This is a genomic window from Pseudomonas sp. 57B-090624, from assembly GCF_003234055.1.
Lineage (GTDB): Bacteria > Pseudomonadota > Gammaproteobacteria > Pseudomonadales > Pseudomonadaceae > Metapseudomonas > Metapseudomonas tohonis.
Genome location: NZ_QKRU01000001.1, coordinates 149105 through 165978, shown reverse-complemented (window position 1 = coordinate 165978; position 16874 = coordinate 149105). Strand labels below are relative to the sequence as shown.

At 69.5% G+C, this 16874-nt stretch carries 17 protein-coding genes; 1 reads left to right on the top strand and 16 read right to left on the bottom strand.

The window, feature by feature from the left end; all coding sequences use genetic code 11:
* Nucleotides 1-56: 56 nt before the first annotated feature.
* From DMX10_RS00795 to DMX10_RS00730, 14 genes are all read right to left on the bottom strand, one after another.
* Nucleotides 57-452 (bottom strand): YbaN family protein, encoded by a 396-nt coding sequence (locus tag DMX10_RS00795; RefSeq protein WP_111259308.1) that lies wholly within the window; start codon nucleotides 450-452, stop codon nucleotides 57-59.
* Nucleotides 445-1038: a biliverdin-producing heme oxygenase gene (locus tag DMX10_RS00790; protein WP_111259307.1), complete on the bottom strand. Its 594-nt coding sequence runs from the start codon at nucleotides 1036-1038 to the stop codon at nucleotides 445-447. The genes DMX10_RS00795 and DMX10_RS00790 overlap by 8 nt, the downstream gene beginning before the upstream one ends.
* A gap of 152 nt (nucleotides 1039-1190) precedes the next feature.
* Nucleotides 1191-2519, bottom strand: a complete 1329-nt coding sequence (locus DMX10_RS00785) for a TolC family outer membrane protein (RefSeq protein ID WP_111259306.1) — start codon at nucleotides 2517-2519, stop codon at nucleotides 1191-1193.
* 5 nt (nucleotides 2520-2524) lie between these two features.
* Nucleotides 2525-3865, bottom strand: a complete 1341-nt coding sequence (locus DMX10_RS00780) for an HlyD family type I secretion periplasmic adaptor subunit (RefSeq protein ID WP_111259305.1) — start codon at nucleotides 3863-3865, stop codon at nucleotides 2525-2527.
* 3 nt (nucleotides 3866-3868) lie between these two features.
* On the bottom strand, nucleotides 3869-5644 hold the full coding sequence (locus tag DMX10_RS00775; RefSeq protein WP_111259304.1) for a type I secretion system permease/ATPase: 1776 nt from the start codon (nucleotides 5642-5644) through the stop codon (nucleotides 3869-3871).
* A 159-nt stretch (nucleotides 5645-5803) separates the two neighbouring features.
* The gene (locus DMX10_RS00770; RefSeq protein ID WP_111259303.1) at nucleotides 5804-6403 is read right to left on the bottom strand and encodes a heme acquisition protein HasA; all 600 of its coding nucleotides are present in this window, start codon (nucleotides 6401-6403) and stop codon (nucleotides 5804-5806) included.
* A gap of 86 nt (nucleotides 6404-6489) precedes the next feature.
* A complete protein-coding gene (locus DMX10_RS00765; protein ID WP_218281302.1) occupies nucleotides 6490-9159 on the bottom strand; it encodes a TonB-dependent receptor in 2670 nt (889 codons plus the stop codon).
* A gap of 142 nt (nucleotides 9160-9301) precedes the next feature.
* Nucleotides 9302-10309, bottom strand: coding sequence for a FecR family protein (locus DMX10_RS00760; RefSeq protein WP_256604737.1), 1008 nt, complete (start codon nucleotides 10307-10309; stop codon nucleotides 9302-9304).
* 68 nt (nucleotides 10310-10377) lie between these two features.
* Nucleotides 10378-10893, bottom strand: coding sequence for an RNA polymerase sigma factor (locus DMX10_RS00755; RefSeq protein ID WP_111259300.1), 516 nt, complete (start codon nucleotides 10891-10893; stop codon nucleotides 10378-10380).
* An 80-nt stretch (nucleotides 10894-10973) separates the two neighbouring features.
* Nucleotides 10974-11609: an SCO family protein gene (locus DMX10_RS00750; RefSeq protein WP_111259299.1), complete on the bottom strand. Its 636-nt coding sequence runs from the start codon at nucleotides 11607-11609 to the stop codon at nucleotides 10974-10976.
* Between the two features lie 88 nt (nucleotides 11610-11697).
* Nucleotides 11698-12603 (bottom strand): heme o synthase, encoded by a 906-nt coding sequence (gene cyoE / locus DMX10_RS00745; RefSeq protein ID WP_111259298.1) that lies wholly within the window; start codon nucleotides 12601-12603, stop codon nucleotides 11698-11700.
* 23 nt (nucleotides 12604-12626) lie between these two features.
* Nucleotides 12627-13670, bottom strand: coding sequence for a heme A synthase (locus tag DMX10_RS00740; protein ID WP_111259297.1), 1044 nt, complete (start codon nucleotides 13668-13670; stop codon nucleotides 12627-12629).
* A 98-nt stretch (nucleotides 13671-13768) separates the two neighbouring features.
* The gene (locus tag DMX10_RS00735) at nucleotides 13769-14356 is read right to left on the bottom strand and encodes a hypothetical protein (protein WP_111259296.1); all 588 of its coding nucleotides are present in this window, start codon (nucleotides 14354-14356) and stop codon (nucleotides 13769-13771) included.
* Nucleotides 14331-15059 carry an SURF1 family protein gene (locus DMX10_RS00730; RefSeq protein ID WP_111259295.1) on the bottom strand — a complete coding sequence of 243 codons (729 nt, stop codon included), beginning with the start codon at nucleotides 15057-15059 and terminating at the stop codon, nucleotides 14331-14333. The genes DMX10_RS00735 and DMX10_RS00730 overlap by 26 nt, the downstream gene beginning before the upstream one ends.
* A gap of 71 nt (nucleotides 15060-15130) precedes the next feature.
* On the opposite strand from DMX10_RS00730, the gene DMX10_RS00725 reads away from it, so the two are divergent.
* The gene (locus DMX10_RS00725; RefSeq protein ID WP_111259294.1) at nucleotides 15131-15334 is read left to right on the top strand and encodes a twin transmembrane helix small protein; all 204 of its coding nucleotides are present in this window, start codon (nucleotides 15131-15133) and stop codon (nucleotides 15332-15334) included.
* A 75-nt stretch (nucleotides 15335-15409) separates the two neighbouring features.
* On the opposite strand, the gene DMX10_RS00720 is transcribed toward DMX10_RS00725, so the two are convergent.
* Nucleotides 15410-16297 carry a cytochrome c oxidase subunit 3 gene (locus DMX10_RS00720; RefSeq protein WP_111259293.1) on the bottom strand — a complete coding sequence of 296 codons (888 nt, stop codon included), beginning with the start codon at nucleotides 16295-16297 and terminating at the stop codon, nucleotides 15410-15412.
* Between the two features lie 25 nt (nucleotides 16298-16322).
* Nucleotides 16323-16874 carry a cytochrome c oxidase assembly protein gene (locus DMX10_RS00715; RefSeq protein WP_111259292.1) on the bottom strand — a complete coding sequence of 184 codons (552 nt, stop codon included), beginning with the start codon at nucleotides 16872-16874 and terminating at the stop codon, nucleotides 16323-16325.

The following is a 16874-nucleotide window of genomic DNA, read 5'->3' as shown; positions in this document are numbered from 1 at the left end:
AGTACTCGGTCGTCGGGTTTCACCCGACCTACGAAACGGCGCCAGGGTGCGGGCCTTCAGCCCGCGTCCGGCAGTCGCTCCGGCCGCGACCAGATCCACGCGGCACCGATGGCCATGCCGACACCGGCCATGATCACCGACGGCAGGTGCGGCACGGTGCAGGCCAGCAGCGTCAGGCCCAGGCACATGCTGGTACTGGCGACGACCTTGGTGCGGCGGGTGATGACCCCGCCGTTGCGCCAGTTGCGCAGCGAGGGGCCGAGCAGGCGGTGGTTCTCCAGCCAGGCGCTGAGGCGCGGCGAACCCTTGGCCGCCGCCCAGGCCGCCAGCAGCACGAACTCGGTGGTGGGCAGCCCCGGCAGCACCACGCCCAGCAGCGCCAGGCCGATGAACAGGTAGGCGAGGGCCTGCCACAACCCGCGCAGTGGCCCGCGCGCGCCGGCCTCAGGCAAAGCAGCGTTCCAGGTGATCGGCGAAGCGGTTGAAGGCGGCGATGGCGGCGGCCTCCGCCTGGCGTTCCTGTTCGGCGTCCAGCTCGATGCCGTCGAGGGTGGCGACGAAGCTCTTCCAGCCCTGGGCGCGCCCGCCTTCCGGATCACCCAGGTGGCGGGCGCCGAAGCTGTCGGACAGCTGCAGCGCCTCGGCGCGCTTGTAGAGGAAGGCGGCGCCGAGCTTGGAGCCCTCGGACACGAACAGCCAGCCCAGTGCAGCACCCAGCGGGTGCTTGGCGCCACGCACGCTCTCGTCGCCCTCGGGCACGGCCTGGCCCAGGTCGGCCAGGTCGAGGCGCGCCTGCTCGTGGCGGGCGCGGGCGGCGAGGTTGTCGAAGATCAGGCCCAGCTCGGCATCGGCATAGAGCGCGGCCAGGTCGTACTGGAACAGGTACTGGGCGGCGACGAAGCGGGCGAAGTTCTCGCGGTTGCCGAAGGGGTCGTGGCTCTTCACCAGGGCGTCCAGGCGGCTGTGGGGCTCGTGGGTGAGCTGGTTGAGGCGCTGGGAACGCAGGGGATGGGAGAGTTGCGGCTGGGAAGCGGTCATGACGATGTCTCGATTCGGGTGGCGTGCCCGGTCGATCGGCCGGGCTTTGCACTGGATGACGTTTCAGCGAATGAAACTCAGTAAAAAATTTTCCGAACGGTTTTCCCCGGGCTGAAGCCCGGGCGACCTGCCGGGACGGATCGATGCCCGGGTCAGCCACGGGCCCGGAAGTACCCGGCCAGCACGTCCAGGTCGCCGGCCTCCAGCAACCCGGCGTGGTACTTCAGCTGCAGCCAGGCGCGCAGGTAGCCGTAGCGCGCCTGGGCCAGGTCGCGGCGGGCGCCGTAGAGCTGCTGCTCGGCGTTGAGCACATCGAGGTTGACCCGCTCGCCACCGGCCACGCTGCGTCGGGTGGCCTCGATCAGGGTGCTGGCGGATGCCACCGCCAGCTCGTAGGCCCGCACCTTGGCACCGCTGCTGACGCAGAGGTTGAACTGCTTGCGCAGCTGGTTGAGGGTCGCGGCGGTCTCTGCATCCAGGGCGTGGCTGGCGCGCTCCAGTTCGGCGGCGGCCTGGCGGGTGGAGGCGGAGACCGCGCCGCCGGCGAACAGCGGCAGGCTGATCTGGATGCCGATGCTGTCGGTGTCGTACCTCTGGTTGTAGGTGCTCTCGGACCCTGATCGGGTCTTGCCGGTGCTGGCGTAGGCGCTGAGGGTGGGCAGGTGCCCGGCACGGTTGCGCTCCACCGCGTAGCGGGCGGCGTCCAGCGCGTGGCGCTGGGAGGCCAGCTCGGGGTTGCTGGCCAGGGCCAGGTCACGCCAGGTCTCGAAGCGCGCCGGCTGCAACGGCTGCACGCGGAAGCCTTCGGCCAGGGGCGTCAGGTCCTGGATGTCCAGGGGCTCGCCGACGATGGCCTGCAGCTCGCGCAGGGCCGCATCGAGGTTGTCCACGGCCTCGATCTCCTGGGCCTGGGCCAGGTCATGGCGGGCGCGGGTCTCCAGCAGGTCGGTGCGGGTGCCTTCGCCGGCCTCGAACAGGCGCTGGTTGAGCCGCAGCTGCTCGGCGTAGGCGCGGCGCTGGGCCTGGGCGAGGGCGATCTGCTCGTGGGCGAACAGCGCCTCGCAGTAGGCGTTGAACAGGCGCACCGCCAGCTCCTGGCTGCGGCTGCGCAGGCGCTCGTCGGCCAGCAGCGCCTTGGCCTGGCCCTGGCGGTACTCGGCCCAGGCGGCGTAGTCGAACAGCGGCTGCTGCAGGGTGAAGGTGGAGGAGTAGCTGCGGTAGTCGCGCTCGCTGGTGATGTCGCCGATCACGGTGGACTGGGTCACCTTGGAGTCGTTGCGACCGTTGTTGTAGCTGTAGGACAGCTTGGGCAGCAGCGCGGCGTGGCCGATGACGCGCGCCTCCTGGCCGGCGTCGCGCTCGGCGAGGGCGGCGTGGAAGGTCGGGTCGTTGCGCAGCGCCAGGGCATAGGCGTCGCGCAGCTCCAGGGCGATGGCGGGGAGGACGGGCAACGACAGCAAGAGGGCGAACAGCAGGCGCATCGGGCTCACTCCTCCGCCAGCGCCACGTGGGCGCGGTCGGTCAGCGGCTTGAACAGGTAGTTGAGCAGCGAACGCTCGCCAGTGCGCACGAAGGCCTCCACCGGCATGCCGGGGCGGATGGCCTCGCCGGCGAGCTGGCGCATGCCTTCGTCGGCGACCTTCACCCGCACCTGGTAATAGGGCTGCTGCGTGGCCTCGTCCAGCAGCCTGTCGGCCGAGACCAGCGCCACTTCGCCGGTCACCCGGGGCGTGCGGCTCTGGTTGAAGGCGACGAAGCGCAGCTCCACCGGCAGCCCGGGGCGCAGCCGGTCCACCAGCTCCACCGGGGCCCGCGCGTCCACCAGCAGGGGCGCGTCGGCCGGGACGATCTCCATCAGCTGCTGGCCGGCCGCGACCACGCCACCCTCGGTGAACACGGCGAGGCCGACCACGGTGCCGCTGGCCGGTGCCCGCACCTGGGTGGCCGCCAGCTCGGCCTCGGCGCTGCGCAGGCGGCTGGCCAGGTCTTCGGCGCTGGCCTGGGTATCGGCGAGCTGCTGGTGCACGTCGCGCTGGAACTCCTGCCGGCGCTGCTGGATGCGCAGCTTCAGCTCGAGAATCTGCTGCCGGGTGCGACCGACGTTGCCGAGGTCCTCGGCGATCACACCGTTGACCTGGGCGTAGAGCCGCTCGTTTTCCAGCAACCGGTTGCGCGCGATGTAGCCGTCCCGGGCCAGTGCGCGCAAGCCGCCCAGCTGCTCCTGCAGGGCGGCGCGCTGCTCTTGCTTGTGGCCCATCGAGGCAGTGAGGCCCTGGAGCATGGCCCGGGCGCCGGCGATGTTCTCGCGCAGGCCGTCCAGCTCGCTCTCCAGCGCCTCGCGGCGGCTGGCGCGAAGCGCCTCCTGCAACGCCAGGGCATCGTTCACCCAGGGCTCGCCGGCATCGGCACGCAGCGCCTCGGGGAAGGCGATGCGCGTGCTGCCCTCGCGCTCGGCGCGCAGGCGTGCCTCGCTGGCGCGGGCGTTGAGGTACTGCGCCCGCAGGGCATCGCGCTGGGCGCGCGCCCGGGTGGTGTCCATCCGCAGCAGCACCTGTCCGGCCTGCACGCTGTCGCCGTCGCGCACCAGCAGGCGTTCGACCACGCCGCCCAGCGGGTGCTGCACGGCCTGGCGATGACCGGAGACGACCACGGTGCCCGCCACCGGTACGCCCTTGTCGAGCGGGGCCAGGGCGGCCCACAGGAGCAGGCCACCGAAGCCGGCCAGCACCAGCCAGAGGCCGAGCCGCGCGGGGTGGCGATCATCCACCGGCGGTGCCTCGTGCAGGGCGGGGCGCGGCGGGAGGGGCGGGCTGTGCAAGGCGGTCATCGGTCAGTTACCCGGGGAGCCGTAGCTCATGCTGATGGTGGGCGCGACCCGCAGGGCGGGGGCCGGTTGAGGGGCGGTCGGCGCGGGCCTGGCGCCGCGCTGCAGGTCCTGCAGCACCCGGGCGCCGGGCCCGAAGGCCTGCATCTGCCCGCCCCGCAGCACCAGCAACTGGTCGGCACCGGCGATCAGGGCCGGCTTGTGGGTGATGAGGACCAGGGTGCGCTTGCACTCGCGCAGCCGGGTGATGGCGGCCAGCAGCGCCTGTTCGCCCGCCTCGTCCAGGTTGGCGTTGGGCTCGTCCAGCACGATCAGCGCCGGCAGGCCGTAGAGCGCGCGGGCGAGGCCGATACGCTGGCGCTGGCCGCCGGAGAGCCCCGCGCCGCCTTCGCCGAGGCGGGTGTCGTAGCCCTGCGGCAGCTTGAGGATCAGCTCGTGCACACCCGCGAGCCGGGCAGCCTCGACCACCCGGGCCGGGTCGACGGCGCCCAGGCGCGCGATGTTCTCGGCGATGCTGCCGGCGAACAGCTGCACGTCCTGGGGCAGGTAGCCGATATGCGGGCCGAGGGCGGCCCTGTCCCAGTGCTGCAGGTCGGCACCGTCCAGGCGCACCTTGCCGGAGGCGGGCTGGGCCGCCCCCACCAGCAGGCGGGCGAGGGTGGACTTGCCCGACCCGGAGGCACCGAGGATGCCCAGGGTCTCGCCCGCGGCCAGCTCGAAGCCGATGTTGGCCAGGCAGGGTTTGCGGGTGCCGGGCTGCATCGCGCCGAGCTGCTCGACCGCCAGGCGGCCCTCGGGCGGCGGCAATGGCATGCCGGCGCTGCGCGGCGGCTGGGCCTGGAGCAGGTCGTGCAGCCGGGCGTAGGCCAGGCGCGCGGTACTCCATTGCCGCCAGACGGCGATGAGCTGGTCGATGGGCGCCAGCACCCGGGCCATGAGGATGGAGCCGGCGATCATCATCCCGGGGCTGATCAGCTGCTCGATGGCCAGCCAGGCCCCCAGCCCCAGCACCAGGGACTGCAGGGCCAGGCGCGCGACCTTGGACAGCGCGGTGATGGCCGCCATGCGCTCGCTGGCCTGGCTCTGCCGTGCCAGGAAGCCCTGGTGCAGGCCCGCCCACTGCTGGCGCAGGGCCGCGAACATGCCCATGGCCTCGGCCACCTCGGCGTTGCGCAGGTTGGCGGCGGCCTGCTGCCCGGCCAGCTGCGAGAGCCGCCCGGCCTCGCTCAGGGGCTCCAGCGTGACGCGCTCGTTGAGCCAGGCCAGCCCCATCAGCACCAGGGCACCGACCAGCGCGAGCAACCCCAGCCAGGGGCTGAACATGAACATCACCAGCAGGTAGAGCGGGAACCAGGGCGCATCGAAGAAGGCGAACAGCGCCTGCCCGGTGGCGAACTGGCGCAAGGCGTTGAGATCGCCCAGGGCCTGCGACGCCGCGCCCCCGCCATCCGCCGCCAGGCTGGCCTGGAAGGCAGCCGCGAAGACGCGCGGATTGAGCTGCATGTCCAGCCGGCTGCCGAGGCGGATCACCACCAGGCTGCGCACCCACTCCAGCACGCCCATGAAGGCGAACAGGCCGAGCACCATGATGCTGAGCATCAGCAGGGTCATCTCGTTGCCGGATGACAGCACCCGGTCGTAGACCTGCAGCATGTAGATCGCCGGGGCGAGCATCAGCAGGTTGGTCACGGCGGTGAACAGGCCGATGTTGAGCAGGGCGGCCCTGCAACCCCCGAGGGCCTGCAGCAGGTCGTCCGGCTTGGGAGAAGGCATGCGCTTCATCGAAGACCCCAGAAGGGCCGCGCCCGGCGATTGACGCCCGCAGGGCGCGGCCACAGAATTCGCGCCACCGCAGCCTGGGCCCTGCAAGACACGGGCTGCGGTGGCAACAACGGAGCGAATGGAGGAGTGATCTTCCATTCGCTTTTTTTACGCCCGGGCTCAGGCGGCCAGGGCCAGGTCCTCGACCGGCGCCTGCACGCCCACCGCCTCGGCCGGAGCCAGGCTCAGCGGGCCGGCGGCCAGGGCGGCGGCCACCACGTCGAAGGTGTCGCCGGTGTCCACGCCGTAGTCGTCCAGCAGGCCGTCGAGCACGCCCTGCAAGGCGGTGGCGTCGCCGCTCATCAGGCCGTAGACGACCTGGTGGACGATGCCGGCATGGCCTTCGCTGAGCAGGCTGGACAGGCCCAGGCCGCTGAAGCTGGCTTCCGCGCCACCGCTGAAGTCGAAGCCGGATGCATCCCGGGTGACGTCGGCGCCCAGCGAGACGGTGTCCAGCGAGCCATACAGGGTGTGGGCCGGCGCGGAGAACAGCGAGTAGGTCAGGTTGCCTTCGGCAACGAAGCCGGCATCGCTGTTCGGGCTGGTCAGCGCGTACTGGGTGCCGCTCAGGGTGCCCGGGTAGAAGCCACCGGTGTTCACGCCGTCCTCGACTTCACCGACGCGATGGTTGGCGTCACCGAAGTAGCCCGCCCAGTCGGCCAGGTAGTCGCTGATGGTCCAGCTGGAGTAGGTGGTGGAGTAGGTGATGGAAAGGCTCATGCTCGTTCTCCGATTGAGGTTTCACAGGTTGGCGCCGCACGGCAGGCAGCCGCGCGGCGGTTTTGCCCTTCATGGGCAAATGCGGCTCAGAAGCTGTATTCCACGGTCCCCTGCAAGGTGCGGCCACGGCCGAGGGTGAAGGCCAGCACGTCGCCCAGCGGCACCAGGTAGGCGCGGTCGGTGACGTTGTCGAGGGCCAGGCGCAGGGTCAGGGAGTCGCTGGCCTGGTAGCTGCCGTAGAGGTCGTAGACGGTGTAGGACTTCCAGTCGGCGGGGTAGATCTGGTCGCGGGCATCCGGGTCCCCGCTGTCCAGTGCGTAGCCTTCGCTGTAGCGGGCGCGGGCGCCGACATCCAGGCGACGGTCGAACAGGCGGGTGCCGAGGGTCAGGCTGCCGCGGTCCATGGGCATGTGCTCGGCGGTGCCCATCATCCCGCCACAGCCGACCATGGCGTTCGCGGCCTGGTTCGGCACCATGCCGATGACCGGGGGGCGACGCCCGGTGCCATATACCGGCGAGGTGACGCCACCCAGCCAGGCCTGGTTCCGGCAGTACTGGTTCGCGCCGATCATGTGGGTGTAGGTGAGGTTGCCGTAGTAGCCGCCCGTGTCGTAGTCGAGGGCGTATTCGACACCCCGGAAGCGCGTGCTGGTGAGGTCGTTCACATAGGCGGCGATGCCCAGCGCGGGCAGGCCATAGCCGGGGCGCTGCAGGCCGACCGACATGAAGGTGAAGTCTTCGATGCGCGTGTCGAAATAGGCGACCTTCAGGCCCAGGGCATCACCCTCGGTGATGAGGTTCCGCCTGAAGACGTTGAACCCCGCCTCCCAGGACTGCGAGCGCTCCGGCTTGAGGAGCGGGTTGGGGTACAGGGTCTCCGCGCTGCCGCCGTGGGGGCGGCCGGAGATCAGCGTCTCGGTCACCGCCGGCGGGCGCCAGCCCTCCCCATAGCTGGCGAACAGCTGCAGCCAGTCCACGCCGGGCCTGACCGAGAGGCCGAAGGTCGGGGAAAACCGGCCCTCTTCCCGGTCCACGTCATAGCGCAGCGGCACGGTGGCCTGCTGGGTGGTGCCGAGGGTGAAGGTGCTGATGTTCATGCCGGTCTCGCCCTTGAGGCGGTAGCGGTCGTAACGCAGGCCCGCGCTCAGCGTCAGCCAGTCGTCGTAGTCGAATTCGAGGTTGCCGAACAGGCTGCCCATGGCGCGCTCGCCCCGGGGCGTCATGCCTTCGGATACCGGATAGTCCACCGCCGAGCTGGCGGCCGTGGCCTGGGTGGAGTCGGGGCGGACCTTGTCGAGGAAGTACTCGAGGCCGTAGTTGGCCTTCAGGCCGGCACGGTCGAGCAGCGCGAGGGTCGAGGTGTTCTGCAGCTGCAGGCCATAGGTGTCGGTCTGGTAGGTGACGTCGTAGCCGGCGGCGGCGCCGCGGGTCAGGGTGCTCTGCTCGTTGCGATTGTCGACGTGGTAGAGCTTGGCCTTGAGGTCGACCAGCGGGTCGTCCGGGCTGTAGCTGTAGTCCAGGGCGAAGTTCTGCGACACCACGTTGCTGCTGCCGAGCTTTTCCCAGAGCTCGGCGTTCTCGACGTTCATCATGTTGGCGTCGTCATAGGCCACCTGGGTGCGCAGGTAGGCGAACTGGAGGCGCTGGTCGGCGGGCAGGTTCCACCCCAGCTTGGCCAGGCGCGAGCGCAGGGTGGAGCCGGAATAGGCGACGGGCGAGTGTTTGATGCGGTCGGCGACCCCCGGGTCGCTCCCGGCACCGGTGCGCAGTTCGCCTATGCCGCCGTGGGTCCCGGGATCGTAGTCACCCAGGTGGCGCTCGCTCGCCGCGACGAGGATGTCGCCGATCTCGTTGCCCAGGGCGAAGGCGCTGCTGCCGATGAAATCGGTGCCGTTGGCGTGGCCACCGAGGCCGGTGGTGGCGCGCAGGCGGCCGCCGAACTCCTTGCCCGGGCGGATGAATTCGCGGGCATCGAGGGTGCTGAACTCGGCCACGCCACCGATCACCCCGGCACCGCCCATCCCGGAGGTGGCGCCCTTCTCGAGGGTCACGGCCGAGAGCAGCTCCGGGTCGATGTACATCGTGCCGTTGCGCTGCTGGTGGCCACTCTGCTGGAAGTTCTGGCGCATGCCGTCGATGTTCATGTTGACCCGGCCATAGTCCTGCAGGCCGCGGATGTTCACCGAAAGCCCTGGGTCCTGCTGGCTGACGGCGGTGTACACGCCCGAGGTGGCCTCCAGCATGTCGGCGGCGTGGCGCGGCGGGTTGCGATCGATCTGCTCGCGGCCGATCACGGCGACGGAGCGGGGTGCCTCGTAGACCCAGTCATCGGCGATCGCCTGCCCCTGGACATGGGTGGCGCCCAGTTGCAGGGCGCGACCATCGGCCTCGGCGTAGGTACGGCTCAGGCTCACCTGGCGCGGCGAGGCGAAGCTGAAGCTCACCGGGTGGCCATGCAGCAGGGCCCGCAGGCCCGCCTGCACATCGAGGCGACCGCGCACCGCATTGCCCTGCAGCCCCTTGAGCAGGGCGGCGTCGAAGATCACCTGCACGCCGGACTGCTCGGCGAAGGCCAGCACCGCGCTGTCCAGCGGCTGCACCGGAATGTCGAAGGCGATCAGGACCTGCTGTGCCTGCCTCGCCAGCGGATCGGACTCGACGGCCTGCAGCGCCCCCGCGCAGGCCAGCATCCAGCTTCCCCCCAAGGCGAGCAGCGCACGACGGCATCGCTGGCCCGGCCCCTTGCATACGTTCATCGGTCTTCCTTACGGCTTCGCTGTTGTCGGTGAATGAAAATCACTCTCAACACCAAGACGAGCCAGCCGGGAAAACTCAGTAAGTTTTTTTCGGGATTCTTGCAGGGGGAATGCCGGAGCCCGCATCGGGCGGGCTGCCGGCTCAGTAGAGGAAGGTGACGCCGGGCAGGTCGAGGCGGTTGACCCCGAGCTCGTGGGTGAGGGTGTCCAGGGCCTCGTCGAGGATGTCGAGGCGGAACACGCCGCTGACCTCGCGACCGGCCAGGGCGGAGTCGCTGATCAGCACGCGGCCGGGGCGGTAGCGGTTGAGCTGCTCGGCGACCTGCCCCAGCGGCACGCGCTCGAACACCAGCACCCCGCGCCGCCAGCTGGTGGCGCGTTGCAAGTCACGCGGGGCGAGGGTCTCGATGCCGCCATGGGCGTCGTAGCGGGCGCTCTGGCCCTCCTGCAGGATCTGCTCGCGCGCCCCCCGCTCGGGCGCCCGTTCCAGCGCCAGCGCGACGCTGTGTTCGGTGACGCCGACCCAGGCGCCGCGCGCATCGTCCTGGCTGACCAGGAACTGGGTGCCCAGCGCGCGGGTGGTGCCCCCGGCGCTCTCGACCACGAAGGGTCGCGTCTCGTTGGGCCCCAGCGGCGCCACGGTGAAGTAGGCATCACCGCCGAGCAGGCGCACCCGGCGCTCGGTGTCGCTGAATTCCAGGTCGATGGCGCTGCGGGTGTCGAGCTCCACGCGGCTGCCGTCCGGCAGCTGCACCTGGCGCACCTCGCCCTTGGCGGTGGCATGGTCGGCCAGCAGGGGCAGCAGCATCTGCTGGCCCTGCTCAACACCGAGCCCCGCCAGCAGCAGCACGGCGGCGGCGCTGGCCGCCCAGCGCAGGCGCGGACGCCGGCGGGCCGACTGGTGCGGCCGGGCCCGGGGTGTCGCCTGGGCGGCGGGCGCATGGACGGGCGCGGGCATCTCGCCCAGGCGCGCGAGGTCGGCCCAGGTGCGCTGGGCGAACTGCAGCGCCGGCCCATGGCGCGGGTCCTCCGCCTGCCAGCGGGCCAGGGCCTGCGCCTGTTCGGCGTCCAGGGCCCCGGCGCCGAGGCGGATGGCCCAATCGGCGGCTTGCTGGCGGATGTCCTGCTCGCGCAGGTCGTGGCTGATCACGGCGGTCTCTCGAGTTCTCGTTATAGGAATGCTGACGTCCGAGGGGCCGATACTCGGTAAACCGTTGGTCATGTGGCGTCCCGGGCGTCGTCCTGCAGGCGCTGCATGACATGCGCAAGCGCCCTGGACAGGTGCTTCTGCACCGAGCTGTCGGAGATCTCCAGTCGCCGCGCGACCTCGGCGTGAGTCAGGCCTTCGAGGCGGTTGAGGCGGAAGATCTCGCGGGTGCGCGGGGGCAGTTCCGCCACCGCCTCGCGCAGCCGGTGCATGTTCTGGGCCTCGGCGGCCTGGTCATCGAGCCCGGGGCGCTCCTCGACTATCTCCTCCAGCGCCTCGTGGGGCACCGACTCGGTCCTGCGCCGCGACTGTTGCCGGGCATGATCGATCATCAGGTTGTGGGCGGTGCGATAGAGGTACGCGGGGCTGTTGTCGATGCGTTCCTTGCCGCGCTGTTCGGCCAGCCGCAGGAAGCTCTCCTGGACCAGGTCGGCGGCCAGCTGCGGGTCGCGCACCTTGCGCGTCAACAGGCTTTGCAGGGCCTTCGCATGCTTGATGAAAAGGCTCTTGAGATCGGGCTCCGACAAGCGCGCTCCCTGACTGGCGGAGGTGAGGGAGCGCCATCTTATTTTTATTGAGAATTAGTTGCAATTGAGAAAGAGGCTTCTCAGCTGGCCGGCACCAGCAGGGTGGGCAACTGGTCCTTGAGCTTCTGGTTGTTCAGCGGCGCGCGGATGAAGCCGCGCTGGGTGCCATCCGGGCCGATCACCACGAGGTTGCCGCTGTGATCGACGGTGTAGTTTTCCTTGCTGGTATCGGCCGGGATGAAGGGGATGCTCACAGCATTGGCGAGCTTCTGGATCGAGGCCAGCTCGCCGGTGTAGCCGAGGAAGGCCTGGTCGAAGTAGCCCAGGTATTGCTTGAGCTGCTGCGGGGTGTCGCGGTTGGGGTCGACGCTGACCAGCACCACGCGCAGGTTGTTGCGCGCCGCCTCCGGCAGCAGGCCCTTGAGCTCGCGCATCTGCGCCAGGGTGGTGGGGCAGATGTCCGGGCAGAAGGTGTAGCCGAAGAACAGCAGGCTCCATTTGTCCTTGAGCTCGTTGACCACCACCGGCTTGCCGTCCTGGTCGGTGAGGCTGATGGACGGCAGGGTGCGGCTCTGCGGCAGCAGCACGATGCCGGCATCGAGCAGTTGGGTGGGGTCGGCCTGGCGCTGGTTGTTGAGCACCTTGTGCACGGTCAGGCCGAGCACCAGCGCCACCAGGGCGATGAGGACGAATACGGTTTTCTGCACACGGGTCATGGGCGGTCTTCACTCGGGAATTCGGTGGCGGCAAGACTAACCGCGAAGCGCGCCGATGGCACGGTCCGCGGTGTAACAGCCTTTGGAGTCAGATGTTCAGCAGCAGGTAGTGGTCCACCAGCAGGGCGATGAACAGCAGGAACAGGTAGGCGATAGAGTACTTGAAGGTCTTGATCGCGGCGTGCGGTCGGCTGTCGCGGTAGAGCACCCAGGCCCACTGCAGGAAGCGCCCGCCCAGGGCGACGGCGCAGACCAGGTAGAGCAGGCCGCTCATGTGGATGGCGTAGGGCAGCAGGCTCACGGCGAACATCACCAGGGTGTAGAGCAGGATGTGCACCTTGGTGTAGTGCTCGCCATGGGTCACCGGCAGCATGGGGATGTCGGCCTTGGCGTACTCCTCCTTGCGGTGGATGGCCAGGGCCCAGAAGTGCGGCGGGGTCCAGGCGAAGATGATCAGCACTAGCAGCAGCGGCTCGGCGGACAGGTGCCCGGTGACCGCGACCCAGCCGAGCAGCGGCGGGGCGGCGCCGGCGAGGCCGCCGATGACGATGTTCTGCGGCGTGGCGCGCTTGAGGAAGCCGGTGTAGATCACCGCGTAACCCAGCAGCGAGGCGAGGGTCAGCCAGGCGGTGAGCTCGTTGGTGAAGTGCAGCAGCAGCACCTGCCCGGCCACCGCCAGGAGCAGGGCGAACACCAGCGCAGCGACGGGCGAGACGCGGCCGTTGACCACCGGGCGCTTGAGGGTGCGCGCCATGATCGAGTCGATGCGCCGGTCCACCACGTGGTTCACCGCCGCCGCCGACCCGGCGCACAGGGCGATGCCGAGGTTGCCGAAGATCAGTACCTCCCAGGGCACGCCCGCGCGGGTGGCGAGGAACATGCCCACCAGGGACGTGATGAGCATCAGCACCAGCACCTTGGGCTTGGTCAGCTCCAGGTAGTCGCGCCAGCTGGCGTGGACCCGGGCCTGGCGTTCGCTGAGCGGAATGGCCATGGCGTCTCTCCTTCTTCTTGTGTTCAGGCAGGCTTGCCGGCGTGCAGCCGGACAGCCGTTGTCGAGCGTTCGGCGGCGAGGGCCGGCGCGCGCACGCGGTAGTTAACCAGCACCAGCGTCAGCAGCAGCAACGCGCCGCCGCCGTTGTGGGCCACCGCCACGGGCAGCGGCAGGTGGAAGATCACGTTGCCGATACCCAGGCCGACCTGCAGCGCCAGGGCACCGAGCACGAGCGCGGCGAGGCGGCCGAGACCCGCGGCGCGCAGGCGCCAGGCGAGCACCAGCAGGGTCAGGGTCACCACCAGGGCGCCGAGGCGGTGGGTCATGTGGATGGCGGTGCGGGCGTCGCTGTCCAGCTGCCCGCCCAGGTAGTTGGGGCCGATGTGCTGGCTGAGGTGGAAGCCGTTGGCGAAGTCCATCGCCGGCCACCACTGGCCGTGGCAGGTGGGCAGGTCGACGCAGGCCACCGCCGCGTAGTTGGAGCTGACCCAGCCGCCGAGGGCGATCTGCCCGATCACCAGCAGCAGGCCGAGGGCCGCCAGGCGCCGCAGGCGCGCAGGCAGTTGCAGCGGGGCGAAGGCGCCGGACAGGCGCAGGCTGAGCAGGAACAGCAGCGCCAGAGTGGTGAAGCCGCCGAGCAGGTGCGCGGTGACCACCTGGGGCCAGAGCTTGAGGGTCACCGTCCACATGCCGAACGCGGCCTGGGCGATGACAACGCCCAGCAGCAGCAGCGGCAACTTGCGCGGCTGGCCGTCACGCCCGCGCCGTACCAGGGCATGCACCGCGAGGCCGAGGATGGCCAGGCCCAGGGTGCCGGCGAAGTAGCGGTGGATCATCTCGTTCCAGCCCTTGTCAGCCTCCACCGGCGCCTCGGGGAAATGCACCTCGGCGTGGGCCAGCTGGGCCTCGGTCTTGGGCACGCCGATGAAGCCATAGCAGCCCGGCCAGTCGGGGCAACCGAGGCCGGCATGGGTCAACCGCGTGTAGGCGCCCAGCAGCACCACCACCACCGCCAGCGCGGTGGCCAGCACCGCGAGGTAGAAACCGGGACGGGAAGATATTTGCATGTGGAGAACTCCGTTTTCTCAGCTGCAAGCTTCAAGCCTCAAGCGACAAGGGAAGAGCAGGCCTCTTGCAGCTTGTAACTTGCAGCTTGCCGCTGCCCTCAACCTATATTCGAGAGCTTCATGAGGTGCCGCAGGTCGTTGAGGATCTGCTTGCCCTTGATCTTCGCGTCGTAGCGCAGCACCAGGTTGCCGTGGGGGTCGACGATCCACAGCTGCGGGCCGGTGACGTCGCTCTCCACCGCCTTGCCGTACAGGGCCGGGTCCAGGCCGTAGCGCTGCAGGCGCGGGTACTCGCGCTCCAGGGTCTGCTGGTAGTCCGCCGACAATGGCTGGCCGACGGCGAAGGCGTGGCTGGCGCGCCCGGCCTCACGGCCGAGGCCGATGTGGATCTGCCGGGCGACGTAGACCAGTTGCTGGCAGTCGGCCTCGCAGCCTTGCGGTGCGGTGACCAGCAGCTGCCACAGCGCCTCGTCGCCTGCGCCCTGCACGCCGAGGTCGGCGCGGGTCTGGCCGTTACCGATCAGCGCGCCGTGGTAGCTGCGCCCGTCCGGCACCCAGAAGCGCAGGTGGTACATGGCCGAGGCCAGCACCATGGGCCCGATCACCACCGCGAGGATCAGCAGCAGCTGCAGGCGCCCGCGCGAGCGGCGCGGCGGCGTATCAGGCAGAGCGAGGGCTGGGTTCATCCGTTGTCTCCCGTGCTTGGCGAAAACCGAAATAGATGAAGAGCGCGCAGAGGGCCGCCGCCATGGCGAACCACTGCACGGCGTAGCCGAGGTGCTTCTCCGGCCCCATGGCCACTACCGGCCAGTCGGCCTCGTAGGCGGCGAGGCCGGGCTCGATGCGCAGCTCGAAGGGCAGGCCGCCACGGCCGAGCTTCTGCCACAGGGTGCACGGCTCGACCTGGTTGATCAGTTGCGGCCATTCGGTGCCTTCGACGTGCTTGAGCTCGAAGCTGGCACCCGGCGGCACGTAGACCCAGGCGTCGAGGGCCAGGGCCTGGTGCGGGGTATCGAATTGCGGTGGGGTACGCCGGTCCGGCCAGGGCAGCCAGCCCCGGTTGACCAGCAGCCAGAGCCCGCTGGCCTGGTCGTAGAAGGGCTGCAGCAGCTCGACGCCGGGCTTGCCGGCGCGGATGCGGCTGTCCAGCAGCAGGCTGTGCTGGTCATCGAAACTGCCCTGCAGGCGCACCCGCACATAGGCCGGGTCGGGCAGGCGCTCCAGGTCGGTGATAGCGATGGGCTCGGCGTTGCGGCGCGCCTCGTAGCCGGCCAGCAGCTGGCGCTTCTCCTCGGCGCGGGACAGCTGCCAGATGCCCAGCCCGACGAGCACGGGCAGCAGCGCCAGCACCACGAGGGTGGGCACGAGGCCAGGCCGGAAAGACCTCACCCGGCGCGGCCTGGAGCCTGGAAAGCTCTGGCTATACTGCACGACATCCCCCTCGCCCCCGGAGTCGCCCCATGCTCAAGGCGCTCATCGTTCTCTTGCTGCTGGCCACCGTGGTCAGCCTGTTCAGCGGCCTGTTCTTCCTGGTCAAGGACGAGGGCCGCGGCTCACGCGTGGTCAACGCCCTCACCGTCCGCGTCATCCTTGCCGCCCTCACCATCGGCCTGGTGGCCTGGGGCTTCTACAGCGGACAGCTGGTGTCGCATACGACCTGGTAACCAGAGCTGGAAGCTTGAAGCCAGAAGCCGGAAGAACTGCTTCGGGCTTCCCGCTTCCGGCTTCCGGCTGCTTCTTCAAAGCACATACACAAAGATGAACAACCCCACCCAGACCACGTCGACGAAGTGCCAGTACCAGCTGGCGGCTTCGAAGCCGAAGTGGTGGTCCGCGTCGAAGTGGCCGCGCAGGATGCGCACCAGCATCACGGTGAGGATCAGCGTGCCCATGGTCACGTGGGCGCCGTGGAAGCCGGTGAGCATGAAGAAGGTGGCGCCGTAGATGCCCGAGCCCAGGGTCAGGCCCAGTTCGGTGTAGGCGTGGATGTATTCCTCGGCCTGCAGGGCGAGGAAGGCGACGCCCAGGAGGATGGTCAGGGCCAGCCAGATCTTCAGCAGCTTGCGGTTGGCCTTCTTCAGCGCGTGGTGGGCGAAGGTGACGGTGAAGCTGGAGGTCACCAGCAGGATGGTGTTGATCAGCGGCAGGTGCCACGGGTCGATCACTTCCTTGGGCCCGGGGAAGAGTTTCGGGTCGGGTGTGTTGAGCAGGGGCCAGGTGTACTGGAAGTTGGGCCACAGCATGTTGGCCACGCCCTTGTCGCCTTCGCCGCCCAGCCAGGGGCCGGCCCAGGTACGCACGTAGAACAGCGCGCCGAAGAAGGCGGCGAAGAACATCACCTCGGAGAAGATGAACCAGCTCATGCCCCAGCGGAACGAGCGGTCCATCTGCGGGCTGTAGAGCCCGCCACGGCTTTCCTTGATCACGGCGCCGAACCAGCCGAACAGCATGTACGCCAGGCACAGGGCGCCGACGAAGAAGATCAGCGGGCCGTTGGAATCGGGGCGCGCGGCCTTGAGGTCGTTGAACCAGGTGCCCAGGCCGTAGACGGTGACGAGCATGCCGATGGTGGCGATGATCGGCCATTTGCTCTGGGCGGGGACGTAGTACTGCTCGTGACTTGCCATCGTTGTTGTTCTCCTTGTCGGCGCGTCAGCTGCCGGTCTTGGCGACCGGGGGCTTGCGGGCCGTGATATCGAACAGCGTGTAAGCGAGTGTCAGGTGGTGCACGTCGGGCGGCAGGTCGCGGTCGACGATGAAGCGCACCGGCATCTCGATGCGCTCGCCCGGCTGCAGGACCTGCTGGGTGAAGCAGAAGCATTCGGTCTTGTGGAAGTACGCGGCGGCCTTGGACGGCGAGATGCTGGGCACCGCCTGGGCGGTCATGGGCTTGTCGGTGGTGTTGTGGGCGATGAACAGCATTTCGTTGCTCGCCCCCGGGTGCACCACCAGGTCGTCCGCCTTGGAGCGGAACTCCCAGGTCATGTCCGCCGCATTGGTGGCCAGGAACTGCACCCGCACCTGGCGCTTCTCGTCCAGCGCCTGGCTGCCCTCGTAGGCGTTGGCGTTGGTCTTGCCATTGATGCCGAAGGCCACGCACATCACGTCGTAGATGGGCACCAGGGCGAAACCGAAGCCGAACATCGCCACCACCAGCACCAGCAGGCGCGGGATGAGGCGGCGATTGTTCAGGTCCCCGCTCAT